Origin of the sequence: Maledivibacter halophilus (assembly GCF_900167445.1) — a bacterium.
Lineage (GTDB): Bacteria > Bacillota > Clostridia > Peptostreptococcales > Caminicellaceae > Maledivibacter > Maledivibacter halophilus.
This window is the reverse complement of sequence record NZ_FUZT01000007.1, coordinates 242468-268863: the sequence shown is the minus strand read 5'-3', so window position 1 is coordinate 268863 and position 26396 is coordinate 242468. Positions and strand designations below refer to the sequence as shown.

The 26396-nt window shown below is 32.0% G+C and carries 29 protein-coding genes; 27 read left to right on the top strand and 2 right to left on the bottom strand.

Going from position 1 to position 26396, the window contains the following annotated elements:
• Positions 1 to 257 precede the first annotated feature (257 nt).
• The 3 genes from abc-f (at position 258) to B5X81_RS15110 (ending at position 3968) form a co-directional block, all read left to right on the top strand.
• Complete coding sequence (gene abc-f / locus B5X81_RS15120; protein WP_079492841.1) at positions 258 to 2009, top strand: ribosomal protection-like ABC-F family protein; 1752 nt, start codon at positions 258 to 260, stop codon at positions 2007 to 2009.
• A gap of 96 nt (positions 2010 to 2105) precedes the next feature.
• Positions 2106 to 2837, top strand: coding sequence for a nucleotidyltransferase domain-containing protein (locus B5X81_RS15115; protein WP_456298918.1), 732 nt, complete (start codon positions 2106 to 2108; stop codon positions 2835 to 2837).
• A gap of 255 nt (positions 2838 to 3092) precedes the next feature.
• Complete coding sequence (locus tag B5X81_RS15110) at positions 3093 to 3968, top strand: AraC family transcriptional regulator (RefSeq protein ID WP_079492840.1); 876 nt, start codon at positions 3093 to 3095, stop codon at positions 3966 to 3968.
• A gap of 314 nt (positions 3969 to 4282) precedes the next feature.
• Here the strand turns inward: B5X81_RS15110 and B5X81_RS15105 are convergent, their stop codons facing one another.
• Entirely contained in the window at positions 4283 to 4663 is a 381-nt protein-coding gene (locus B5X81_RS15105) for a hypothetical protein (RefSeq protein ID WP_079492838.1), read from the bottom strand.
• 224 nt (positions 4664 to 4887) lie between these two features.
• On the bottom strand, positions 4888 to 5037 hold the full coding sequence (locus B5X81_RS15100) for a hypothetical protein (protein ID WP_244282112.1): 150 nt from the start codon (positions 5035 to 5037) through the stop codon (positions 4888 to 4890).
• A gap of 191 nt (positions 5038 to 5228) precedes the next feature.
• Here B5X81_RS15100 and B5X81_RS15095 point away from each other — a divergent pair, with 191 nt between their 5' ends.
• The 24 genes from B5X81_RS15095 to B5X81_RS14990 all read left to right on the top strand — a co-directional run bounded on the left by B5X81_RS15095 (position 5229) and on the right by B5X81_RS14990 (position 26379).
• The gene (locus B5X81_RS15095) at positions 5229 to 5747 is read left to right on the top strand and encodes a JAB domain-containing protein (protein WP_079492837.1); all 519 of its coding nucleotides are present in this window, start codon (positions 5229 to 5231) and stop codon (positions 5745 to 5747) included.
• A gap of 13 nt (positions 5748 to 5760) precedes the next feature.
• A complete protein-coding gene (locus tag B5X81_RS15090; RefSeq protein ID WP_079492835.1) occupies positions 5761 to 6000 on the top strand; it encodes a hypothetical protein in 240 nt (79 codons plus the stop codon).
• A complete protein-coding gene (locus B5X81_RS15085) occupies positions 5990 to 6742 on the top strand; it encodes a DUF3991 and toprim domain-containing protein (protein WP_079492834.1) in 753 nt (250 codons plus the stop codon). Before B5X81_RS15090 ends, B5X81_RS15085 begins: the two co-directional genes overlap by 11 nt.
• An 84-nt stretch (positions 6743 to 6826) precedes the next feature.
• Positions 6827 to 7537, top strand: a complete 711-nt coding sequence (locus B5X81_RS15080) for a (Fe-S)-binding protein (RefSeq protein WP_079492833.1) — start codon at positions 6827 to 6829, stop codon at positions 7535 to 7537.
• A gap of 488 nt (positions 7538 to 8025) precedes the next feature.
• The gene (locus tag B5X81_RS15075; RefSeq protein WP_079492831.1) at positions 8026 to 8670 is read left to right on the top strand and encodes a hypothetical protein; all 645 of its coding nucleotides are present in this window, start codon (positions 8026 to 8028) and stop codon (positions 8668 to 8670) included.
• Positions 8671 to 8943: 273 nt separating this feature from the next.
• Positions 8944 to 9801: a GNAT family N-acetyltransferase gene (locus tag B5X81_RS15070; protein WP_079492830.1), complete on the top strand. Its 858-nt coding sequence runs from the start codon at positions 8944 to 8946 to the stop codon at positions 9799 to 9801.
• 550 nt (positions 9802 to 10351) lie between these two features.
• On the top strand, positions 10352 to 10828 hold the full coding sequence (locus B5X81_RS15065; protein WP_079492828.1) for a hypothetical protein: 477 nt from the start codon (positions 10352 to 10354) through the stop codon (positions 10826 to 10828).
• A gap of 1280 nt (positions 10829 to 12108) precedes the next feature.
• Positions 12109 to 13575 (top strand): group II intron reverse transcriptase/maturase, encoded by a 1467-nt coding sequence (ltrA, locus tag B5X81_RS15060; RefSeq protein WP_079492949.1) that lies wholly within the window; start codon positions 12109 to 12111, stop codon positions 13573 to 13575.
• A gap of 130 nt (positions 13576 to 13705) precedes the next feature.
• Complete coding sequence (locus B5X81_RS15055; protein WP_079492827.1) at positions 13706 to 14542, top strand: reverse transcriptase domain-containing protein; 837 nt, start codon at positions 13706 to 13708, stop codon at positions 14540 to 14542.
• A gap of 20 nt (positions 14543 to 14562) precedes the next feature.
• Positions 14563 to 15474, top strand: coding sequence for a helix-turn-helix transcriptional regulator (locus tag B5X81_RS15050; RefSeq protein WP_079492826.1), 912 nt, complete (start codon positions 14563 to 14565; stop codon positions 15472 to 15474).
• 80 nt (positions 15475 to 15554) lie between these two features.
• Complete coding sequence (locus tag B5X81_RS15045) at positions 15555 to 16352, top strand: alpha/beta hydrolase (protein WP_170917445.1); 798 nt, start codon at positions 15555 to 15557, stop codon at positions 16350 to 16352.
• A gap of 455 nt (positions 16353 to 16807) precedes the next feature.
• A complete protein-coding gene (locus B5X81_RS27510; protein ID WP_170917422.1) occupies positions 16808 to 16984 on the top strand; it encodes a ribbon-helix-helix domain-containing protein in 177 nt (58 codons plus the stop codon).
• A gap of 126 nt (positions 16985 to 17110) precedes the next feature.
• Entirely contained in the window at positions 17111 to 17401 is a 291-nt protein-coding gene (locus tag B5X81_RS15040; RefSeq protein ID WP_079492824.1) for a hypothetical protein, read from the top strand.
• Between the two features lie 310 nt (positions 17402 to 17711).
• Positions 17712 to 18632: a DUF2935 domain-containing protein gene (locus tag B5X81_RS15035; protein ID WP_079492823.1), complete on the top strand. Its 921-nt coding sequence runs from the start codon at positions 17712 to 17714 to the stop codon at positions 18630 to 18632.
• Positions 18633 to 18765: 133 nt separating this feature from the next.
• Positions 18766 to 19293, top strand: coding sequence for a hypothetical protein (locus B5X81_RS15030; protein ID WP_079492821.1), 528 nt, complete (start codon positions 18766 to 18768; stop codon positions 19291 to 19293).
• Entirely contained in the window at positions 19281 to 19556 is a 276-nt protein-coding gene (locus B5X81_RS15025) for a DUF2326 domain-containing protein (RefSeq protein ID WP_170917444.1), read from the top strand. Before B5X81_RS15030 ends, B5X81_RS15025 begins: the two co-directional genes overlap by 13 nt.
• A 125-nt stretch (positions 19557 to 19681) precedes the next feature.
• Positions 19682 to 20359, top strand: coding sequence for a relaxase family protein (locus B5X81_RS15020; protein ID WP_139380354.1), 678 nt, complete (start codon positions 19682 to 19684; stop codon positions 20357 to 20359).
• Positions 20360 to 21195: 836 nt separating this feature from the next.
• Positions 21196 to 21804: a RhuM family protein gene (gene rhuM, locus B5X81_RS15015; RefSeq protein ID WP_208985071.1), complete on the top strand. Its 609-nt coding sequence runs from the start codon at positions 21196 to 21198 to the stop codon at positions 21802 to 21804.
• A gap of 268 nt (positions 21805 to 22072) precedes the next feature.
• Positions 22073 to 22477: an effector binding domain-containing protein gene (locus tag B5X81_RS27135; protein WP_139380353.1), complete on the top strand. Its 405-nt coding sequence runs from the start codon at positions 22073 to 22075 to the stop codon at positions 22475 to 22477.
• A gap of 191 nt (positions 22478 to 22668) precedes the next feature.
• Entirely contained in the window at positions 22669 to 22989 is a 321-nt protein-coding gene (locus tag B5X81_RS15005; RefSeq protein ID WP_244282111.1) for a pyridoxamine 5'-phosphate oxidase family protein, read from the top strand.
• Between the two features lie 471 nt (positions 22990 to 23460).
• Positions 23461 to 23850 carry a VanZ family protein gene (locus B5X81_RS15000; protein WP_079492817.1) on the top strand — a complete coding sequence of 130 codons (390 nt, stop codon included), beginning with the start codon at positions 23461 to 23463 and terminating at the stop codon, positions 23848 to 23850.
• 1260 nt (positions 23851 to 25110) lie between these two features.
• Positions 25111 to 25314 carry a ribbon-helix-helix domain-containing protein gene (locus tag B5X81_RS27130; RefSeq protein WP_139380352.1) on the top strand — a complete coding sequence of 68 codons (204 nt, stop codon included), beginning with the start codon at positions 25111 to 25113 and terminating at the stop codon, positions 25312 to 25314.
• 125 nt (positions 25315 to 25439) lie between these two features.
• Complete coding sequence (locus B5X81_RS14995; RefSeq protein ID WP_079492815.1) at positions 25440 to 25730, top strand: hypothetical protein; 291 nt, start codon at positions 25440 to 25442, stop codon at positions 25728 to 25730.
• 370 nt (positions 25731 to 26100) lie between these two features.
• Entirely contained in the window at positions 26101 to 26379 is a 279-nt protein-coding gene (locus B5X81_RS14990) for a hypothetical protein (RefSeq protein WP_079492814.1), read from the top strand.
• The last annotated feature ends 17 nt before the right edge of the window (positions 26380 to 26396 follow it).

The following is a 26396-nucleotide window of genomic DNA, read 5'->3' as shown; positions in this document are numbered from 1 at the left end:
AGATGAATATAATGTTTTTAACTAATAAGTAATTGAATAAAAAATCTTAAACTCGTGTACAAGGGAGTAGTGTGCACTTTTTTAAGAGATGATAGTTAAAAACATAAACAGGCAATCTAAGTTAATTATAAATTTATATATTTAGTGACATAGATTAAGGTAACTGCAATAAAGCACCTGTGTGTTTTAATTGCAGTTTTTTGTTTTTCTATCAACTCTTAGGCATATACAATTAAAATAACTAAGGGGATGATATTATGAATTTCTATTTTGAAAATTTATATAAAAGTTATGATGGGAAGAAAATATTTGAAAATATAAATGGAAGAATCGATAGTGAAGATAGGATTGGTCTTATTGGCACTAATGGTATTGGTAAAACAACACTTGCTAAGATAATATCTGGTAGAGAAACTAGTGAGAAAGGAAAAGTTGAAATTTCTTCTTCATTAAAAATTCTTTATATAGATCAAGAACCTAAATTTGATGCGAACATTTCAGCTTATGATGAGTTATTTAAGTTCTCTCTTTCAAATGATAGTAATACTAGAAAACCAGAGTTTATTATACAGAAAGCATTAAATACAATTGGTTTAGCAAAAGAATTATGGTATCAAAAAGCAAAATATTTAAGTGGTGGAGAAAAAACTAAACTTATGCTTTGTAAGATAATGATAAGTAATTTTGATTTATTGATATTAGATGAGCCTACTAATCATCTAGATTTAGTAAGTTGTCAATGGCTTGAAGAATATCTTATCCAATTAAATAAAACTATATTAGTTATATCACATGATCGTTTCTTTCTAGATAAAGTTACAAATAAAATCTGGGAGTTAACATCGGAAAGTTTAAAAGTATACAAAGGTAATTACAGTGAGTATAAAATTCAGAAGGAAAATGAAATTAAAAGTATCATGAAGGAGTATGAGAAGCAACAATCTAAAATACAAAGCTTAGAGAAAGTTATAAGTGAGAGAAAAAACTGGTTTACTAGTGCCCATAGTTCAGCAGGACAAAATGATTTTTATAGAGCAAAATCAAAAAAACATGCTAGTGTCATAAAAGCTAAGGAAAGAGAACTTGAAAAATTAGAAACTAATAAAATCGATAAGCCTAAAAAAATTGTATCACCTGCATTTGAAGTTATAAATAAAAATATATTAGAAGCAAAACTACCTCCTATTTTGGTTAGGGTAGAGAATCTTTATAAAAAATATGGGAAAAGGACGATATTTGAAAAAATATCTTTTAATGTTATGAGAGAAGATAAAATAGCATTAATAGGTGACAATGGTGTTGGAAAAACTACATTGCTAAAAATCATTAAAGACCTAGATGGTGAATATGAGGGAAAAGTTGTGATAAATCCCTCAGTAAGAATAGGATATTTTTCTCAGGAACTCGGTAATTTAAATAGTAAAAACAATATTATTGATGAGATTTTGCTAATTGGTTCAAGACCTGACGAGGCAAGAATGCTTTTAGCAGTATTATTTTTTAAGGAAGATGATATACAGAAAACAATTAATGACCTGAGTATGGGAGAAAAATGTAGAGTTGCTTTTGCTAAGCTGATATTATCAGGAGCTAATTTGCTTATACTTGATGAGCCAACAAATTATATGGATATTATCTCTAAAGAAAAGATAGAAGAAGCATTAGAAGACTTTCAAGGGAGCATAATCTTTGTTTCCCACGATAGATACTTCATCAAAAAGATTGCTAATAGAATAATTGAAATTGAAAATAAAAAAATAAAGTTCTATGACGGAGATTATTGTTATTATCTATCCAAAAAACAAGAAGAATTTGTACAAGATAAGATAGGAAGGGATTATAATCAAATAAGCAATAATATTAGACGTTTGGAATGTGAATTATCATTTATAAGTGGAAAACTTGCTGAACCTTTAGAGGAAGAGAAAAAGGAGCAGTTAAATGAAAAATTTATGAAGATAGCAAAAGAACTTAATGCGAATAAGGCAATTATAGAAAAAGTTAAATAGATCATTAAATGATAATATTTGATTATTATATAAATCAAATTACTTATAGTTGAAATAAAAATATAAAAGTTACTGTTACAGAGAAGGGGATAAGTTATGGAAATAGAAAAGATATTTAATAAAATTGTCTATCTGTTAAAAGATGTTAAAGGCATTGAAGGAATTGTACTAGGAGGTTCGAGAGCAAGAGGAACTCATCACGAAGCTTCTGATATTGACATTGGTATATATTATGATGAATCAGCAGCATTTGATGTAACTGAAGTTAGTAAGATTGCTACTAGAATTGATGATGAGCATAGAGCGAATTTAGTTACACCTTTAGGTGAATGGGGTGATTGGATTAATGGAGGTGGATGGCTTGTAGTTCAAGGTTATCATGTAGATCTAATATTTCGAGATATAAAAAGAGTAGCACAGGTGATTGAAGATTGTTTATTAGGAAAGATATCTACTCATTATCATGCAGGTCATCCACATTCTTATTTAAATGTAATGTATATGGGAGAGATAGCTACTTGTAAAATCTTATTTGATCATCGTAAGCAAATATATGAACTTAAAGATAAAACTAAACCATATCCAAAAGCTTTGAAAGATTCTATAATTAGATATTTTATGTTTGAAGCATCTTTCTCTCTAATGTTTGCCAAGGATAATGTTGATAAAGATGATGTTTCATATGTTGCTGGTCATTGTTTTCGAAGCATTTCATGCTTAAATCAAGTTCTTTTTGCTAAAAATGAAGAGTACTGTATAAACGAGAAAAAGGCTGTTCGGATGATAGATAGCTTTAATATCAAACCGAAGGATTATAAAAAAAGATAGATGATATTATTACATTGATTTCTTCGGATAAAGATAATACAAAAAAAGGATTAGATATGATTCAAGAACTTATTGATGAAATTGACATTAATAAATAAAAAGCTTGAATTGTATAAGGACTCTTAGCATAATGAATATTTTAGGGTTTTATTAATTATATTTATTAAAATAGACCAACCCTACATAATTGGGCAAGAAATGTCGGATGGATAGTTTCAGTTTCTGCTATTCTATTGATAAGAGGAGGTCATAGAAATGGATTCACTTAAAAGAATGAATGAGGCGCTTAGTTATATTGAAGAAAATCTCGACAATGAAATTGACTTAAAAGAAGTTGCAAGATTAGCTTTGTGCTCAGAATATCATTTTCAAAGGATGTTTTCTTTCCTTGCTGGTGTTACTTTGTCAGAATATATTAGGCATAGACGCCTTACTCTTGCGGCGTTTGAGCTTAATAATAGTGAGATAAGAGTTATTGATGTTGCTGTGAAATATGGATATAGCTCAGCAGACTCTTTCACAAGAGCTTTTCATAACTTGCATGGGGTAACACCGTCAGAAGCTAAGAACAATGGAAAGTTACTAAAAGCATATCCACCAATGACCTTCCAATTATCAATAAAAGGAGGAAGTGAATTGAATTATCGAATTGTAGAAAAAGAAACATTTAGTATAGTTGGTATTAAGAAAAGAGTGCCTATTGTTTTCAATGGAGTAAATCTAGAGATTTCTAAAATGTGGAAAAGTTTAGATAGGGAAATAATCAGTAAACTTAAGGAATTATCTAATGTAGAACCTATAGGATTAATTAGTGCATCTACAAACTTTTCGGAAGGTAGAATGGAAGAAAAGGGAGAACTTGATCATTATATAGGTGTGGCAGCAAATAATAAATGCCCAAGTGATCTGGTTGAACTTAGAGTTGAACCTTCAACATGGGCTGTATTCGAAGTAGTAGGTCCGTTTCCAGAGACACTTCAAAATATTTGGGGACGTATTTATTCTGAATGGTTTCCTTCTTCAAATTATGAAATAGTAGAAGGTCCAGAAATTTTATGGAATGAGAATAAAGATGTAACTTCACCAAAATTTAAAAGTGAAATATGGATACCGGTTATTAAAAGGAAATAGTAACTTTAATCAAACTTATTTTAAGCCTCTATATAAAAACCCCCCCTATATCTTAAGGGGGCTTAGGAGGCTATGACTATTATTTTTGCGATTCAGTATCACTTTACTACCAAAACACGTTTGGAGACAGTTGCACAACTATGTCGTCGCAAGCATTGGCTTTACTAGTATTTCACAGTTTTGTTATTTCTATTTTTTTAGGAAAATAGCTAAAAATAGAATAATAGATATAAAAAATGACAGAACCAATTATTGTGTGCTGTCATTTTTTATGTTTGTTATTTTTTAAAGATAAAGATATAGATGTTGTAAGGTTATGAACCATACGTAAAATAAATAAGATCATCTAGTTCATCTAGTGTAGTTTTCAAATTTTTTAGATTAATAACTAAATTATTTGGTATTGAAGGATTCATTTTCTTATCCTCAGGATATCTGAAGTTAAAGGAGTTTTTATCCAAGTTATTAAAAAATAGAATTACCTCACTAATAAAATCTAAATCTTTATTTTTAAAATTTCGACTAAGAAATTTCTTAGATTGGGTCCAAATTTTCAATAAATTATGTGATGATTTTCTTATAAAGTCTTGATAGTCATCTTTACTTAAATTTTGATAGCATATGTTCTTCAGTGCTAATTCTAAATATTGTCGATAATTAAATACAATAGGAAATAAATATAAATCTGGTGCCATAAGCTCTACTAATTCATCAGCAGCTGATTTATAAGAATCTATATAACCAAAGTTAATAGTTGATTTTCCAAAAATATTTTGTCACCCAAATTGAGTAGAATAATTAATAGAGTTATTTTGACATATAAAATTTGATACGTTCTTATTAGATTTATTTTTCATATCCTATTTCCATCCTTATCCACAAAATACCCTTCAAATTCACACCCCAAAGCTTCAGCGATTTACTCTAATTCCCTTGTAGAAAAATTATTCCTTTTAAATTTATTAGCTAAATTTTGATTTGAAGTTCCTAATCTACGGCTTAGTTCAACAATAGTAACATTTTTTCTCTTTAATAAAATACGGATTTTTTCACCCATGGTAAGCTTCATTTTTATCACCTGCCTAAAAATATAATACACTATAGAGTTAATTAAATCAATTTGAATTAGAAAAGAGAATAATCTTTTAATATTTTAGAACATCCATTGGTGGTAGAACCTAATGAAAGGAACCTAATGAAAGACAGCTAGAAAGAATATCTAAGCTCAATGAATTCATAGCATCCTACAATGTCCTTAGAATGAATGAAGAAGAAAATAAAATTAAGTTTAAATCAACAAAAGATGCAGGTCAGTATTTCACAGCTTTACTTGGAGGAAAGCGAGATCATGAAAGATTTATGGTAGCCTTTTTAGATAATAGCAATAGCATTATTGAAACAAGGACTATATCAGAAGGAGACATAGGAAGTGCAGTGGTCTATCCTAGAAAGATTTTAAAAATGGCTATGGCAAATGACTGTAAGAGCATAATGCTATCACATAATCATCCAGGCGGCTCCATTAATACTTCAAGAGAAGACAAAGCATTAACCCAGAGATTAATAAATATTTTTCAACCATTGGATATTAGAGTATTAGACCACATTATAGTGGGTGGAGTAAGGTATTCATCAATGGCTGAAGAGGGGTATTTACCTTGTAGTATTTCAGATAAGGCTAATTATGAACCAATACCGATAGATGAAGTAGAGCAGGTGGAAGAAATAACGATGACGTATGAGAATGATTTTGAAGAAGATGAAGAATTAGAAATGTAGGGGGAATGGAATCATGAATAATAGAGAAAAAAACATCGAGACAATCTGTTGGATATTAGGATTGAAACATGAAGCTAAATCTAAGATAAGAGAATATATTAATGAATTTGGAACGAAAAGTTTTTTACTAAACTATAAGGCATTAGATTTTACATCAGAAGAAAAAGAGAAGATAGGCGTTTTAAAAAGAATATTAGAAACATTAGATGGTGATATTGAAACCATAGATTTTGGTGAGGAAGATGATTATTAAAGGAAGGTGGGTATCATGGGTAGAAGCAATTAGGCAGCTATTAGGAATATCCCAGGATGAACTTCCATATATTCCACCACCACCTAAGGATATTGAAATAAAAGAAGAAATAGAACTTCCTAAGAAAAACGACACCTACAAGCATGTTTTTGCCTACTTGATTAAGAACAGAAAATTAGATGCTGATATAGTGAATCAATTTGTAAAGAGTAAAAAAATCTATGAAGACACCCATCATAATTGTGTATTTGTTGGATATGATGAAGAAAACAATCCTAAATTTGCAAGCGTGAGGGGAACTAATACCAGGAAGAAATTTCGTAGAGACATAGAGAATTCAGATAAAGGGTATCCATTTTGCCAAGAAGGCAGAAGTGATACCCTTTGTATATTTGAAAGTGCAATTGATCTTATGAGTTATTTAACACTTTTAAAGTTTTATGGCATAACAGAATTTCACCATCACATGCTTTCCATGGGAGGTACATCCTATATTCCAATTGAAAAATATTTAGAGAAAAATCCTAATATAACAAGCCTGATATTATGCCTTGACTCTGATGATGAAGGCAATTTCTTTACACAGAAAATTAGAGAAAGGTTTGGTGAGGAATATAAAGTTGTAAGACATATTCCTAATGGAAAAGACTTTAATGATGAGTTAGTAGATTTTACTAAAAATGCTAGGACTATTGAAAAAACAAAACAATTGACAGCTATTGAGGAAGAAAATATGGTATAATTTGTGTTAAGGTTGAGGAAGATTTTTTGTAAAAGTTTTATATAAAGCATAAGTATGGGGGAATACATTTTGAGGAGGTAAACCATGAAAGGTCATAGACTTGAAAGCATTAGAATATCAGATATTGATATGGATAAGTGCTATTTTAATCCTGGATGTGCTCTATCGACACATAATCCAGAAGCAGGGGAAAAAATATTAGAAATACTAAAAGAAAAATTTGGGGATGTTAAGATGCACAATAGATGTTGCAGACATAATCCAAATTTACCAGAAGGGGCTACTATAATTAATAATTGTGCGGGATGTGATAGAAGATTCCGTTCACTATATGAGGGAATTCAAACAATCTCATTATGGGAAGTTTTAGATCATATTGATGGACTTGTTTTACCTAACTACCAAGGGGTAAAGGTATCTGTTCACGACTCATGTTCTTATAGACCAAAACCACAGGTACATAGTGCAGTAAGGAGTTTGTTAAGGAAAATGGGTGTTGAGATAGTTGAATCAGAATACCATGGAACTAGTTCAATTTGCTGTGGAGATAATTTCTATCCTTCATTATCAATAGAAAAAGTGAATAAACTGCAAAAAAAGAGAGCATCTCAGATGCTATGTGATGATGTGGTAGTATATTGTATATCATGCATAAAATCAATGACAATAGGTGGAAAATGCCCACATCACATGGTTGACATGGTACTAGGTCAACCAACATTTGCTGGGGAAACTAGACTTGATTTATATCACCAAGTTGTAAGTGACTATATAAAAAAGAGTGAGTCATTTTAGTTAGAAACACTATTATTGGAATTTCAAAAAAATGTTTTTTTGAAATTCCAATAAAATAAGAGATTAAGAAGATAATTATTTATTAAGTATTTCTACTAGTTTTCTAATGTCATCTGTCGCATAGGTAGGTTTAATATCATTTGATTTATTTCCCTTATGGTTGTATACCATAGGGCTATTTTGATTAAATAGTTAAAGTATTAAAATAATTTTTCATTCAATATCCAAGAATACCTCAATAAATCCTTTAGGATTTAAGAGGGCAAGCTTCCACTTTGTTAAACAAAGTGGGTAAAAATTGGGATGTATCCCATGCCCTCTAATGTTAAAAAGAGAAAAAAAGCTTTGCTCTATGTCGTAAATACTTTAGTTAGAAGAAATGACGATATCGGAGCTATTCTTTGGAGTTTCATTAAAAAAAGGCAAGATGTTGAGTAATAGTTAAAAATGTGTAGTGAAGGGAATCTATATTTTGTGGGGGGAGAGAGATGAAAAGAGTATTTGGATTTTCAATAGGTCTTGTGCTTTTAACTTTGCTTGTATTAGCCTTATATGGGTGCTCAAATTCAGTACAAGAGATAAAATCAGGTATATATGTAGTAAAGGATGAATTGGCATCACTCAGTATTGGAGAAGATAGAACTTTTCGGCTAAACAGAAATGCTGCTACTGACTATGATCCGACGGGAAACTATATTCTCGACGGGGACAAGCTGGTGTTGCAGGTTAATGGTGATGAGAAAGAGACGATTGAGTTTAAAATCAGCGGGGATATGTTGATTTTTCAATCGGGTGAACTTGCAGAAAGCCTGATAAAAAAGGGAACAGAATTCATATATGAAGATGAGAAGGAACGGCGATGGGATTATAGACCAATGATTTCTTTAGGAGAATCGTTATATTTTGACACTGGAAAAATGAAAGAACAACTCTCGGAAGAATGGATGGAGATCGGAACTATTGAGGAAGTTTGTTCCTCAACGGAACCAATGAAAATGGGAGCAGATTATTTTATTGCCAATGATTTTTCCGATGGAACAAAAATCTATGGTAAAGATCAAGATTTGAATATCATCTATGTTGCCTATGATGACAAGTTCATTGAATATGTCCTGCAGGATAACCAAAATTGAATTAAGAAAATGAGCTTTGTAATTGGTAAATTTATTATAAAGTTATGATGTATCATTCTTATTATGTGAAGGAGTATAGAGGAAAAAATGTCGCCACTTCTTATAACACGAATATTCCTACAAGGGTGCGGAGGGAAAGGCTCTGAAGTGCGACCGCACCACACCTGCGCCCCTAAGAGGCGTTGCTCTAAGGGTCTCGGTGTCAGGAATATCAAGACGTTAGACGACAGAATCAATTATGTTAGCGAAAATTTTTAAAAATAGGAGGATAAAATGGCAAAAAAAACAAAACCAATAAAGTTGAAGGACTTTGTAAATGATGATATTTTTATTGAAAAAATAAACAATGCATTTATGGATTTGAGAGCAGATTATGAGTTAAGTATGGATGTGAATAAAGCAAAAATAGAAGAACTAAGAAGAATTCATATTGACAATAAAAATTACTTATCAGATTTACAGTCTTATTCTAAAAAATCAAGTGGCGTTCTTTCAGGTTTGAGAGGAACAGGCAAGACTCATTTATTTCTATTAGCAAGAAATAATATAATTAGTACTATAGATAAAGATAAAGCACTTTGTATTTATTTGAATTTAAAGCGTTTCTCTATTCCACAAAATGTTAGTCAAGAATTGATTAATAGAGCATTTAGTATCTTCATGTACAATCAGATTTCATATCAATTAGTAAATATATTAGAAAGTATGGGAGAAAACACATTATGGGAAAAGTTTAAGGTGATTTTTGATAATGACAAGAAAAAGTTTAATAATGGGATAAGCAGTGCACTTTTTGAACTATCGAAATTCAAAGCAATAGCTCATCAGGGAGACGAAGAATTTGCTGATTTAGATAAAGGCAATATAACAAAAGATGACTTTAATAAGGAAGTATTAAATTTTTCAAAAGGAATTGGATACAAGGCTACAATAAAAATTCTAGAGTTTGCTTTTGAAGAACTGGGTCTAGAATCTATAGATTTAGAAGTGTTTCCATTTAATGAAAGAGGCATCGCACTTTATAAGAAATTAGGATTTAAAATTGAAGATAATATAGTTGATGAAGAAGCTGAAGAACCCTATAGAAATATAATTACTATGCTGTTAATGAAGGCGAATTTTAACAAATAGTTGTGTGTTAAGATAGCCTTCAAGATAACATAGCATTCTTTCTCAGTGAACATTGTAAATGTACACCATTGCACTATCTAACAGTTACAGGTACATCACAGGTGCATCCCAATGAGTCAGGGGACGGCGACTGACTCAATAATTCTAAAAGTGCAAAAGGCAATTACTAGGACAAGGGACAGGCTTACTATCTTCAAATAGCTGAAACATACTAGCTATTTTGATTAAATGAGAAACGGGACATTTAAGTATCTTGTAGTTAAAGTATTAAAATAATTTTTCATTCAATATCCAAGAATACCTCAATAAATCCTTTAGGATTTAAGAGGGCAAGCTTCCACTTTGTTAAACAAAGTGTTTTAAGATGGGGAGGTATCCCCAGCCCTCTAATGTTACAAAGAACAAAAAACTCTCTTCTGTGTCGTAAATACTTTAGTTCTCTGAAATCTTTCGAGCCAAGTGCTAACTTTAAGTGATGTTTTGAAAGGCATCTAGTTCAAATTTGTTTATATAACGAACAGAAATGATTTATTTAATGGGAGGTTGTATTATGAAATTTAGAATAATATTATTGCCAGCATTTAAGGCGGCATCATCAGGAGTAGACGTAAATTTTGATTTTTCTCCTAACGGTATTTTAGGCAAATTTAATGAGTATTTTTCAGCTATCAAACCATCTGACAGAGATAGTTTTTTGCCACGGGATTTTTTGTATTTTGATGAAGAAAAGCAAGGAATGGTATGGATGTGGGCATTAAGTGAAGATATGGATGACGGTGGAAATGAGCTGATTGATTATGATGGAGGTTATTACTTAACTTATGCATACAAAGATGGGGACGAAAAAACCAACAGAAAACTATATGGTGAAGCTTTGAAATATATCGAGGATTCACAAATATTTGAACTTGATGTTAGGGTTAATCATTATGCAATGGGGCACATTATTACACCTGCTGAAATTATCGAAGCACAAGGTTGGGCACAAATGGAAACATTTATCCCCATTAAGCTGAAAGATAAATAATTTCACTTCTCGGTATAAGAATAATCAGAAGTTATGTTTATTCATAATAGTTATACTTTCTGCACTCATAGAAGCTTTGTAATAGTGCTAATTTGGAATCAAGTGTCGACGAACTTCAGAGAACAATATCTTCCTGTTCATTCCGGGCGAAAATCATGCCCTCCACACATCCCCAAGCTTAACTGAGGCGGAGCAGCACTCAGCTCAAGATAAGAGTTATCTAGGGCTGAGCGCCACTCCTGTAAGGCTTGGGGACGTCGTGAAGACGAAACGTTAGTATGCCAAGCGAAGCTTGGCACTTCTGGTATGGTGAAAGTCCATATAAGTCAAGGTTTAACCAACCAACTTTATCGAGTGTTGCGCTATGTCTGGTGACAGTCATGGTGAAGTGTACACAGAGAATCATATAGACCACAGGGGAACCGTATCCCTGAAGTATATTCAGCCTCGTTAACCGTGTCCCCTCGAAAGAGGGTAAAGCAGATGACGACGTATTTAACGTTACGGAAGTCAATACAAAAGAATCGCAAAAGGTAAGATTCTAGAGGGTCTGCCGGGGTCCAAGAACGTGGTATGTATGAAGAGAAGTGTCAGGAACTTGGGAGGTCTCATCGTCTCTTGTAAAACAAGAAGTGATTACCAACCGAAAAAGAAGGAATCATGATAGATGATGAGAAGTCGGATTTCTCCATAGTGTGCGACTTGAAAGTCGCTACTTAAATTGTGATAAATTCACTACTACTTCCGTTTGTAGTATTCCTACCGCATAGTGCCCAGTAAGTGATGAAAGGTGCGGAGCAGCGGAACAACGCGAGAAATGCAGAAACCACATCTGTCCTATTGCAAGGAAAAGGTATGCATGGTTAACACATGTGAACTGCTGTAAGGGTCGTCAGTCTGATGAAAGGTGAAAGTGGTTGATACACCTTGACTAAAATAGTACGGAGTCACGGGCATAGTAATTACTATGGTACTATGTCAAACGGACAGAGCACTCCCGGCCTATAGGCAGAACCTAAACATGCCATAATTATTTAAGTGGTGAAACAAGGTAAACCTTATGCGCTCCCTACGGGTAGGCTAATCGCAAGAGAGGTACAATGTGCAGAAGGCAGAGGATGTTGGAAAAAGCGAATGTCTCTGTGTAATGCAGGGAATAAGGGTTCAAGATTTGCCCTATCCGAAAGGAGGCAGACTTCCAACGCGTATCAATTACATGAAGGAGCTGGAAACTGTGAATGTATCAGGTTCAATTACACAGTTGTGAGGACAATACAGACATGAAACTTCAATGGAACCAGATTAACTGGAAGAAAGCAGAAGAACAAGTTAACAGACTACAGATTCGGATTGTAAAGGCGACAATGGAACGAAAGTGGAGACTGGTAAAAAGGCTCCAGTATTTAATGACAAACTCATTTTACGCTAAAGCACTAGCGGTAAGACGGGTAGTTACCAACAAGGGAAAGAATACGCCAGGTATAGACGGAGAATTATGGAAGTCTGATAGAGATAAAATCAGCGCAGTACGAAATCTTGATATTCAAACCTATCATGCTCAGCCATTGCGACGGGTATACATTGAGAAGTTTGGAAAGAAAGAGAAAAGACCGTTGGGAATACCAACTATGAGAGACAGAGCTATGCAGGCACTGCAACTTCTTGCGTTGGAGCCAATAGCAGAAACAACTGCGGACAGAATATCGTTTGGTTTTCGGAGGTACAGAAGCCCAGAGGAGGCAAGAGAATACGCATTCAGTCTACTTAGTAGAAAAGACTCGCCACAGTGGATATTGGAAGGTGATATCAAAAGTTGTTTTGACAAAATCAGCCACCAGTGGATGCTTGATAACATCCCAACAGACAAAAGAATTCTAAAAGAGTTTATGAAGTGTGGCTCCATTGAAAGAGGTCAAATGTTTCCAACTATTGAAGGCTCTCCACAAGGAGGCGTCATTTCTCCGACTTATGCCAACATGGTGTTGGATGGACTGGAGCCTATGATTTTGGATGTATATTGGCGGAGTAAGGTTAAGAAAAGCTTTAGTGTCAAATACAACAATCATAAAGTACATGTGGTAAGATTTGCTGATGATTTTATAGTCACTGCATCAGATAAGGAAACACTGGAAGAAATCAAACCAATGATAGAAGACTTTCTAAAGCTAAGAGGATTGACGTTATCAAAGGAGAAAACGGTAATTACACATATAGATAATGGTTTTGATTTCCTAGGGTGGAATTTTCGAAAGTTCAAAGGGAAGCTCATAATCAAGCCGTCTCACAAATCCATGTGTAAAATAACACGGAAAGTCAGTGAACTGATTAAGAATAGCCGAACTGCAAAGCAAGAGGTCTTGATTAGAAAGTTAAATGAGATTACCCGAGGATGGGCAAATTATCACCATTCCACTTGTGCTAAGAAATCTTTTAGTACAATAGACCATCGTATATGGGAAATGTTATGGAGATGGTCAAAGCGCAGACATCCAAACAAGGGTAAACGTTGGATTGTTAATAGATACTGGAAAACACACAAGGGAAGAAAGTGGACGTTTATGACAGATAAGAACATCCTATTTCTGATGTCAGATATGCCTATAGTTCGAAAAGGACAAATGGCACTTAATAAAAATCCATTTCTTGACCAGGAGTACTTCGAAAATCGAGCTAAGAAACACCGTTTTAACAGAAAGAAAGCGATATGTTCCAATCGAGCCGCGCAGTTAGATTATTATGCGTTATAGATGCGTGAGCGGAATGCGGTGAAAGCTGCACGTTCCGTTCTTTGGGGAGGGAATCACTGTGAGGTAATTCCCTTACCCGACACTTAGAGAACGGGAGAGCCGTTTACAAGGGGAAGGGAGGAACAGGAGTATGAATTATTCAAAGGAAACAAATGCCGGACAAGTAGGGCTGGAGAAACATTTGCAAACCTCACTGAATAGTATCGAAAGGAAAGCGAAATATAATAAAAATCATAAGTTTCAAAACATATACAGACTACTGAACAAGTGGACTCTAGGGCAATCATGGCAATATATAAATAAAAGAGCATCAAAAGGCATAGACAAAATAAGTGCAAAAGAGTTTGAAGCTAACCTAACCGAAGAAGTAACCATATTAGAAGAAGAACTTAAGAAAGGGTCATATCACACAAATCTAGTAAAAAGAACTTACATAAGTAAACCAAATGGAGGACAAAGACCATTAGGGATACCAACAGTAAGAGATAAACTACTACAAACAACAAGTAGTAAAATACTAGAAGCAATATATGAACCTAAATTCTACAATACAAGATATGGATACAGAAAAGGAAAAGGCGCAAAAGAGGCAGTAAAGCATTTAAGTAAAGAACTCAATTATGGCAAATATGGATATATAGTAGAAGCAGACATAAAAGGGTACTTTCAAAATATAAAACATGAGAAATTAAAAGAAATGTTATCACATGATATAGAAGATAAACCATTTCTAAGATTAATAAACAAATGGTTAAAAGCAGGAATAATGACAGAAGAAAACATAGTAAAAAAGCCGCACAAAGGAACACCGCAAGGTGGGGTGATAAGTCCAATATTAGCCAATATATATTTGCACTATGTACTAGATATATGGTTTGAGAAAGTAGTTAAAAACCATATAGAAGGAGAAGGTATGATGATATCTTATGCAGATGATTTTGTATGTGCATTTAGATACAAATTGTGAAAATTTAGAAAGGAGCAACTTTGAAAATTTATAGATTATTATCAATTATAACAACACTGCTTAATAAAGATCTTGTATCAGCAAAAGATTTAGCAGAGAAAAATGAAGTTTCAGTTAAAACTATTCAAAGAGATATAGAAACGTTAAATATGGCGGGAATCCCGGTCTTTTCAGAGAAAGGAATGAAGGGTGGATATGGAATATTAGACTCATATAAATTAGATACTAAACTATTATCAAATTTTGAAGTAGGTATTTTGAATTCGATGTTAGATGGGCTAAGGGCGATTTACGATAATAAGCAATTAGAAAATTTATGGGAGAAATTTGAGTATGCATTAGATTCAAGTCCTAATAATGAACAAATTCAAATGAAGGTTGATCTTTCTCCATGGAATCATGATGAAACAGTATCAAAGAAAGTAAATATTCTTTCGGACGCAATTAAGGATAAATCAATTGTGAAAATTGAGTATTATAATTTAGAAGGGATATCATCTATTAGAAATATAGAACCTTATGAGATGAAAATGAAGAATGGTAGATGGTATGTTAACGCCTATTGCTTGAGTAAAAATGATTTTCGGAATTTTAAAGTTAATAGGATAAAGGAAATCGAGAAAACAGTCCAACATTTCGTTAAGAGAGACTATAGTATTGTTGATGATGAAGAGACAAGAAATCAAGATAGTGTGAAAAAAGTATTACGTTTTAATAAGAAAACTTATTCGAGAGTAGTAGACATTTTTAATGTTGATGAGATAAGTGAAATGAATGAGGAGTATATTATTGTAACGACATATCTCAGATGTGATTCGTGGTTATTATCAATGATTCTTTCTTTCGGAAATCAAGTAGAAGTCCTGGAACCCTCATCACTAATAAGTAAAGTAAGAGAAAATATAAAAAAAATGAATGAATTATATAAATAGGACATACTAGATGTCCTTTTTTTTATTCTAAAATAAGTAGAATGCGAATTAATGTAAATTTATTAAGGAGAAGATATAAGATGAAAAACGACAAATTTTTTTTGGAAAAGAATGGACTAAAACTACACTATAAAATTAATGGAGAGGGAAAACCTATTATTCTATTGAATTCAGCGTTTGCAGACTTGAGAATTTGGAGTAAGGTGGAAGAAAGTTTATCACAGAAATATAAAGTTATTCAGCTTGACTTTAGATATTCAGGTGAAACAGAGCAAGATGATTCAGAATATAGTTTATTCGGGGATTTAGATTGCTTGATTAACGAGCTTGAATTGAGCAAGGTGAATCTAATTGGGCTTTCAGCTGGAGGGCACACAGCATTAGAATATGCTATTAAATATCCTTCAAAAGTTGATAAGATTTTTATAATTTCAACAGGATTGTTTGGTGTAGATGAAGATCAGAAAAAAGTAGAACGAATGAAAAGTTTTCAGTTAGCGTTGTATTCAGGTGACGTAGAAGAAGCTTCAAGAATATGGACTAAAATGTGGTTATTGGGTGAAAATAGAGAAGAGGATAGTCTTTCTTCGGACAAAGTTGTGTTGTTCAAAGAAATAACTAAACACAATCTTCTCAATGGAGTAAATTATAAAATGCCAAAGTTTCTGGAACCTCCTGTTAATGTATCTCTTGGAGAGCTTGAAAAAGAAGTTTTTCATATGATAGGATCGCTTGATTATAATGATGTGTTTAACTCAAGTGAAATTTTTAGAGAGAATATAAAAAATTATCAAGAATTGAAAGTCAATTGTGCTCATATTATACCTTTTGATTTACCAGAATTATTAGTCGAAAGAGTAATAAATTTCATTAAATAGAATTTTAACCATTATGCGATGCATTAAAAGAGATGTTAGCTACATAATATGTGTAGCAATTCAAATAAAAAACGAACACTATATAATGATGCAGTTGAGGAAGCGTTATGCTTTGGATGGATAGATAGTATTTAGCGGTATCAGCAATGAACATGGAAATTCAGAAGGCAAAAGAATTTATCACAGGTTATGAATGGGAGTAGAGTGGTGATGTAAAAGCTTATTTTACCGATTATACTACAACGGTGAATAATAAATTATCTCATTATAATTATATGTATCTAAATATCATGATTGCTACTAGATAGAATAGACATACAAGTAAAGCAACAAAGCCTATAGGATTTTTAATTTTATGGGCTTTTATTTATACATAAATACAAATATCTCTTGACTTTAGGTGACCAAAAGTGTTAATATTAAGGTGACCAAAAGTCCAAGGAGGTGAATTATTGATGACTAAAAAAATGGGTCGTCCTACTGATAATCCTAAAAAATACAGAATTGCTGTTAGGCTAGATGAAGAAAGCAAAAATATTTTAGAACAATATTGTAAAGAGAAAAAAGTAAATCAAATGGAAGCAGCAAGAAGAGGAATAAAAAAGTTAAAGGATGACCTAAAGGGCAAATAAATAGAAGTGGTGCAACCGTCAAGTTAAAACACCACTCCTAAAAGCCCCGCTATCAATGACAGCGGTAAATCTATTATACCCTGTTTGAGATAGTAATTCAAGAAGTTATCACAAGGAGGGGAGTTTATGTCAACTGGATATATAGAACATTTAAAAGAATTATTTTGTGACATTCATGAAGATATAATGAAGAATTTACGTGAAACTGATAAAGACTACAGTGAATTAGTGAGAAATAATATAGAAGAAAGTATTAAGATTCGGGAAATATTGAAGTCACTTAATGATGAAGATAGAACATTTATTTTTAAAAATAAAGATTGTACTGGAAGGATTGAATGGATAGAAAGGGAAACCCTTTATTTTCAAGGATATAAAGACTGCATCAAGCTTTTGAATGTTCTTAAGCTTATATGACAGTTAAATACTAAATATTAAGAATGTAAATAGTAAAAAGTGATTTAAAATCCTCACCCCCATTGTTTTTGCATGAAAAATTTTTGTTTGATGTCATAGATACTTATTAAACGATGAAGCGACGCTTAATGATGATGGTAGCTAGAATAATGAAAAAGATACGAAAATAAGTGAATTATTTATATCTCAGAACTTATCACCTTGTAACTTACGCTTGGTAACATTTAAATAGTAGTAACATTTTATGCGGATCATTAATAAGATGATAATATGATTCTATTTGTTTAGACGGTTGCAAGGGGGGAGTATTATGTTATCAGCCACGGAATTTATTAAACAATCTCTTGGGTTACATTTATTTTTTGCGAGGATAATGAAGGAACACTCATTTTTTCTAGAAGCAGGTTTTACACCAAAGAATTCTAATTTGGGACAGCAGGCAGATAGTTTCAAAATGCAATTTGATGAGTTGTTAGCAGAAACAGTTACTCTATCTAATGGGATTGTGAGTCCTGATGTTCTTAGGTCAGGGGAGGTAATTACACCTTATACATTAAATGCAGAGTTAGCTACCCAGTATTTCTCAGGCGTGAATATTCAAACAAATATAACACAGGCGGAAGCTGGATTAGCAGGAAGCGAACTGATGCCACCACATCCAATGCTTGAGCAACGAGTATTTATGTTAAATACTAAAGCGATGGGATTGATTTCTGCATTAATACAGTTCAAAAATTTACTTTTATCAAATATTTTAAGCTGTAGGATATTTACATTTAATTATCCTTTACTAATTGATCATATTCTAAGAGAAGCAAAGTTTTATCTTGGAATGGTCCAAATGTTGCAGAATCGTGAAGAAACTGACTTGAAAAGACAGGCGTTAGAGCAGGAGGCCTTTTGGAATAGGATTATGGCAGAACATGCTAAATTTATAAGAGGGTTATTAGACCCAACGGAAAATGATTTAATTCAAACTGCTAATAATTTTGGTAATGAATTTGATAAATTGACTGCAGAAGCCAAGGCCGCTATGGACACAACTATACCTGTTGATAAGGTTACAAATGATAGCTTTAAGTCAACGCAGGAAATACGTGAATTCAAGTCACAAGGTACACAAGGGTTGCTTACATGTGAGATTAAATCTATAATAATTCCTCTTTTGGGAGATCATGTTTTACGTGAGGCCAACCACTATTTGCGGTTATTAAAGAAATATCAAAGATAAAGGTTTTGGCATAAGGTATTAGTTTTTGTTTATATACAGGAAACTGATTATGTAATATTTATTCTGCAAGGAAAATAAAAGATATAATAAGTGAGAAAATTCATATAAAGAATTACTTGACTTCAATAAAGAAGTGACTAGTGAACATAAGGAATACCTAGAAAAAACTTTAGCTAAAAAGAAAGATAAGCTAATAATCACTCAAGAAGAATTACAAAGACTTAATGATGAACGAAAGTCTATATTGTCGATATTAAAAGAAGAGGATACATTTGCTAAGTTTAAAGCATATCAGTCAGAGATAATTAATATTGAACGTGAAATTGCTGAAATTACTAGCGAAATTGAAAACATAGATGTTGTCAAGTCTATTATAGAGGGAATTGACAAGTTGAAAAGCGATATTGAAACAATTATTAAAAATATACAAGAACTAATAATTAAAGGAAATGAAGACTATAAAGAAATTAGATTACTTTTTAGTAAATATTTGAAAGAGATTATTAATAAAAGTGAAATTATTTCAATTTCTCCAAATAGCAATGGTAATCTAGAACTTGAAGCAAATTTGATTGATGAAAAAACAAGAGCAAGAACTTCGCAAGGAAAAGGAAATAGTTATAAAAAATCATGTGTATTTGCTTTGACTTGGCTATTTTAGCACATTATAGCAATAAAAACTATTTTAGATTTGTTTATCATGACGGTAGTTTTGAGAGTTTAGATGATAGAAAAAAAATTAACTACATTGATTTAGTTAGAAAATTAGCAAAAAAATGTGGTATACAAATTATTATAATAGCGATAGACTCCGATATCCCGATTGATGAAAATAATAAAAAATATAAATTTGAAAAAGGTGAAGTTATCTTAGAATTGACAGATGAGAGTGATGAAGGTAGGTTGTTTGGTTTTAGTTTTTAATTGAAATGATATATTTAATTGTAACTGTTAAGGTTGATTAATCAATCTTAACAGTTTTTTGATTACTAATAAAATAGTAATAATATGATATCAAGGCCCAAAATTAAACCGACAACTCTTTAGAGTTGGCAAGCTTACTAAATGTAATACATTTAGTTGCTTGTTGGGAGAAATCTCCCAAACCCTCTGTAAAAATATTACTTTCAAGAAAGGAGAAATTGAATGAACAAAACCAAATTAATCACTCTGCGAGTGACATATGGGCTAATGATAATTCCACATCTATGGATAAAAGTAACTATACAAAAGCAGGAGAATATAGAAGCACTAGGCGGGGAATGAGCTGGAAATACGAACTATATCTTGCAGTAAATGAATGTATAAATAATTCCACATCTAAAGAAGAATTCATAAGCAATATTGAAAAACTTGGCTATAAAGTAAAATGGACAGATACAAGAAAATATATCACTTTTACCACTCCAAACGGTAAAAAATGTAGAAACAACAAATTATACAAGGCAGATGAACTAACCAAAGAAAAAATAGAAAATCGATTACAACTAAATGCTAGATACGCTGATAAAGGGGAGCTACAGCAAAGAATGAATAACGTTCTTAATGCTGTAGCTCTTTTATTATCCCCAAAATCTAATAATCAAAGAAATTCTAAGAACCATAAAAACTATCCATTATCAAAGCTTGAAGGTGATGCATTAATTGAAAGGATAGCAGAACTAAAGAAAGGCAGAGGAATAGACTGGGATAATCAACATAACAATGACTATGAGCAAGAATGGTAAAGGAAATTAATATTTTTTTAAAAATTTACGCCCAACCCCCTTACTTTTTCCTTTATAAAGTGAGGGGGATTTACTTTTGAAATATTACATTTGTGTTACAAATGACAGAAACTTTCGGTCACTCCCTTGTTTTTTTCCTTAAAGAAGTAAGGGGGTTTTTATTTTTAAATTACATTTCTATCACAATAGCAAAAAAATCCGTAAAAATACCTCCTAAATGTCCTAAAGGATGAAGGGGATATTTTTCTCTTTCATATGTACATTGAAAACTGAATATAAAAATATTTAAGCACGTTACTCCTATGACCCTAAGGGGAAAGCGACATAAGGGAAAACGCCGTGATGAGGTTAAAGCCTTTAGCGATAAATTTTTGCCTTTAAATTATTCATATAGAATCGCAATAAATGTTTTATATTTTGATTCCTTGAATAGCCTTGAAACATTGGTTATTCAAAAAATCAAAATATAGATTTATAAATGCGTTCTATATAGAATAAATCGCCATGACCCATAGGAGGCAAATAATGATACTTCTACTCAGTCCTAACCATCGTCTGGAGAGTAGCCTGCCTGGAGGGGAGGAAAATACACGTCTATATTTGAGAGAGAATATAGAGGTCTTTTATGAAGCAGATTAACTATTGATAAACAACACTAAGATTTAAAATAAATTTCAAAGAAACAATGAATGCTTTAACATTTTTTTTTTGAAATTTATAAACCTTGAAGTTGTTTATCTATAACTGCCGCTTAAATATTTTAAAACCTTTGAAAAAACCAGCAAAAATAATTATAATAAAGACAACGATACTAAAGAAGATTGGTGTGAATGCTTATGGATATAAATAAATCGGAAATTATCTTATATCAAACCGAAGATGGGCAGACAAAGATTGAGGTAACAATGGAAGAAGATACTGTTTGGTTGTCACAAGCACAAATGTGTGAGTTATTTCAAAAAGGAAAATCAACGATAAGTGAGCATATATCTAATATATTCAAAGAAGGTGAACTTAAGAAAGATTCAGTTGTTCGGAATTTCCGAACAACTGCTGTAGACGGGAAAAAATATGATGTAAAGCATTACAATCTTGACGTAATTATTTCAGTTGGCTATAGAGTAAAGTCTCACAGAGGTACGCAAATTCGTATATGGGCTACAGAAAGACTTAGAGAATACATTATAAAAGGCTTTACAATGAATGATGAACTTTTAAAAAAAGCTGGCGGTGGCAATTACTTTGATGAGCTATTAGAAAGAATTAGAGACATTCGTTCTTCTGAAAAGGTATTTTGGAAAAAAGTATTAGATATATATGCTACCAGTATTGATTATGACCCAAGAGTTGAAAGCTCCATTAAGTTTTTTAAAACAATACAAAATAAAATGCACTGGGCGGAACATAGTCATACAGCCGCTCCAACAAATCATCATCTTGCGTAAGCTTCAAATTCCGGTAAAGCAGATTAAAGATATTCTTAATAACCAAAATGTCGTGGCGGTCATCGAGATATTCAAGCAGAAAATAAGTGAGCTGGATTAGGAAATAACGGCTCTGTCCACTCTCAATTCGATATTGATGCGCTTTATCGATGAGTTGTAGGAAAAAGCGAACATATATTTAAAGCTTGAATTATTAAATGATAAAACCATGTTTGCCATTGTAAGCACTCTTTCATTTTCCGAAAATAAAATCAAGGAGAAGGTATCGATGGAAGAATTAAACAAGGCAAATGAAAATTTAAGCAAACTGGAGGACAAAGATGTACGGATTGTATATCTGCCGCCCATGACTGTGGCTGCTGCTTACGCAACGGGAGAAGGCTGCGAAGGTAAAGCAAATGACATGATAGCGCAATTTGTAAAAGAAAGCGGATTGCTAAAAATCAAGCCCGACGCCCGAAGTTTTGGTTTTGACTGCTTTAAGGGGGCAGCAGTAATCGGAGAACCTTCGCATGTATATGAGGCGTGGGTATCCATTCCTGACGACATAGAGATATCCGCGCCTTTAGTAAAACGAACTTTTGACGGCGGGTTATATGCTGTACATGTGTTGAGGACATGGGACTTCGACGACTGGCGTTTATTAAAAGAATGGGTTAACGCAAGCGAATAGCGAGACTTCTGGATAAAGAAGGGAGCTGGTGGTGGCTTCGGTCGCCTGGTCGCGTTAATGTAAAGGCCGTGTACATCTTCGGGACTGACGGTAATATAGGTATCCAAGGTAGGAGTTGTAAGCCTTGGGTATGTTTCAAGTGGTTTGACTATAGTTACAGCACAAAAAAACTTGAAAGGAGAAATTTAAAAATGAGCAAATACGAAAATGCGATGAAACTTATGGAGAAGCTTTGCGGAAATGGTAAAGAGGAAGTTATTGCACTTGCGACAATATCATTATCCCCGAATGTTGCCGGTAGTCCTCGCCCTGCTGTCCGTATGGTTTGCGCCTATTATGAAAACGGCATGTTTTATGTTTCTACAGATGCAAGAAAAAATAAAATGTTACAAATTGAGAAGAACAACGAGGTTTCTGTCGCTGGGTTAAATTGGTACACTTTCCAGGGCAGGGCTGAAAATCTCGGTTGGGTCAAGGACGAGAAGAATGCGGAAATCAGAGCTAAATTTTAAAAAATCTTTAACTGGTTCGATGAAGTTGGTGATGAGGACAATCCAAACTCAATCGTTCTGCGTATCACCCTCACAGAAGGTATAATTACTGACAACGCAGAAAAATACGGTGAAAAGCAGTATGAAATTAATTTTATCAACAAAACAGTAAAGTAAAAATAATTATTCTTTAGACGGTTAAAAAATAAAAGAGATTATTACTTAAATACGATAAAGATAATAATTTTAGATTATACAAAAATTATAAAAACTTATGATATAATAAATTATTGTCAATAGACAGATAAAAATTCAAAATGCAAAAAGCCTAAGTAAATACTAGGCTTTTTTGTGTCTACAGTCAGTCCAATAGAGATGAAGAGCGGTACTACTGTAAGATTCATGGTCTAATGGGAAAAATAAATGTACCAAAGTAACACGAGATGTTTAATACTACGCGTTGCCGCACTTGACAAAAATCAATAGTACAAAATACAACTGGAAGAAAAATTTTCTATACCATTTTTAAATGGTACTAATAATTTATTTCTTGAAACTGTCAATCTTATTCTTTTTAAGGATTTAAGGTTAAATTATTATGGCAGTGTTAGAGAAATAATTTTAAATGTTATTATGATGATGCCTTTTGGTTTTTTATATCCAATTATAAAGAAAGCGGGTATTCTAAAAACAGTTACCATGTGTTTTCTTTTTAGCCTAACAATTGAAAGCACTCAATTATTAAGTGCATTTTGGGGAAGATTAACATCAAGAACATTTGATGTTACTGAATTGATTACTAATACATTTGGAGGTTTATTAGGATATTTATTTTTTAGTGTTTTAAAGCCAACTATCTTTAGAATATTAAATGAGCAATAATCATGAGAAAAATGTGATTTAGATTTATTACACATTCTTTAGATATTGCGACCTGAGTATTATTTATAATCAAATAGCTAAATAGGAATTTGATAGAGAGAATGTTTTATGACAAAGGTGGTCAAATATAGAATTACACTAAGAATAATTTGGTGGATTTATATAATAGCGCTTAAAATATGACCAACTTTAAAAAAGTATCGAAGAAGAAATGAAATCAAGCGAAATCCAAAGCAAAAATGTAGAAACTTACTAAATGGCAGTAATTGAAATTTATAGTGTCCGGAGAAAATAAAAAATTTTTAGCCAAATAATTGTACGCTATAAATGGTAAACTAAAATTGCACAAAATTGTAAAGAATAAAGCTCTCAAATAAGTATTAAAATAATTTGGGAGCTTTGTTGTCTGCGATTTTAATACCAAAGGTATTGAATAAATTTGCATAAAAATAAGTATCAAACTACCAAGACAGATCTTGTCTAATGTAGTAAGAAAATATAAAAATTATAAAAGATACTATATAAAATATGAATTATTACTTACCACCAAGGGAGGAATATCAACTTACGATATCTTTATTGTCACCTCAAGGCATGTGGAGTGTTGCTCGCTACTAACTAGAAAGAAATAGTGGGTGTGATAGTTGTAGGTTTAGACCTTGGAAATACAGGGTTAAGAGAGCATTCATTGTCTGCTGATGGAAATTTTATATAGGGTTGTAGCATTATTTTAATGAAGATGATATTAAGAATATTTTTAAAAAACTAGGTTTTAAAAAAGTTAAAAATTATGAAAATATATTAGAAAATAATGGATTATATAATGATAAAGGTGTTACTTTTTATAAAGTTATAAAATAAAATATACGTAAATATAAATAGATAAATGTGTACGTTAATTGCATGAAAATAAATATTTATTAAAACAAATAATAGACAATAATTATTATTAAACTAAAGATGAATTTAAATAAGATAAGAAAATGGGAAAAATTATATTATAATTAGATAAAAAATCAGTAGCATCTAGAAATTAGTTTGATGTATATAAGATAATGACATTGTTTCTTTTGGTATCACAGGAATATCAATTAAACTTTTAACTAAACATCATGTCCGCTACTAGATAGAATTGATATACAAATATAGTAACAAAGCCTATAGGATTTTAATAATTTTATGGGCTTTTAAGTTTGAATATAAAAGAACCTTAATACAAAAAAAATATCTTGACTTTTGGATAACAAAAGTGCTATATTTATGTTAGCCAAAAGTATAGGAGGTGAATTGTTGGCTAAAAATAAAATGGGTCGTCCAACTGATAGTCCTAAGATATTGAGAGTTACAGCAAGAGTCGATGAGAAAACATATAAAATTTTAGAAGATTACTGTAAAAAGAACAATATTGGGATGGCTGAAGGAGTAAGGCAGGCAATAATAAAGTTGAATGACCATAAAAAGTGAGAAAAGTGGTGCCCGCCGACAAGCAAGATCACCACTTCGCAAAACCCACTATCAAGAATAGCGGTAAATCTATTATACCCTGTTTGAGATAGTAATTCAAGAAGTTATCACAAGGAGGGGAGTTTATGTCAACTGGATATATAGAACATTTAAAAGAATTATTTTGTGATATTCATGAAGGTGTAATGAAGAATTTGCGTGAAACTGATAAAGAGTATAGTGAATTAGTAAGAAATAATATAGAAGAAAGCATTAAGATTCGGGAAATACTTAAATCACTTAATGATGAAGATAGGGCATTTATTTTAAGAAATAAAGATTGTACTGGAAGGCTTGAATGGATAGAAAGGGAAACCATTTATTTTCAAGGATATAAAGATTGTATTAAGCTTATGAATATTCTTGAGCTTATATGATGATTGCATAATAAAATATTACAAATTCAAATAGTAAGAAACTGATTTGACCGGTAAAGCATATTGTAGAAGGCTTTATCGGTTTTCTTATAGGTTAAATAAGTAGTTTCTTTTGTTAAAATGAAGACCATAAAAGGCTAAGTAAAACAATAGTAAGGCACGTAGTTAATTGAAATATATGTCAAAACAATGTGTGATTTTGGTATGGATTCAAGATGAGTTGTAGAACTATATGAAAGATCAACTAATATAAACATAATTATAAATAAAGTAATATTTTAAACTCAAATGCTTTAGTCGTTGGAAATTAGTAGTGAATTTTTTTGAAGGAGTAATAATATCGTAAATACGTGTATGTGGAAGTATTAATATGCAGAACATTATTGATTATTATACTGATAGTGAGGACCCTTGTTTAGGGCAATATATACGTGGACACTTATATTTAGAGTTTGCTTTAAATAAAATAATTGATAGAACATATGAATTAGTGAATTTAGCTTTTTCAGCAGGAGTTGACTTCTCTGATTGTTCAGTTTTTAATGATTATTGTTTTTCGCAGGAGAATTATGGGGTTGAGGGTATACTTATTGAATTAATGGGAAACACGTTTTCTAAATTATTTTATGCTATAGAAGCTACTTATTAATATGATATAATTAAGTA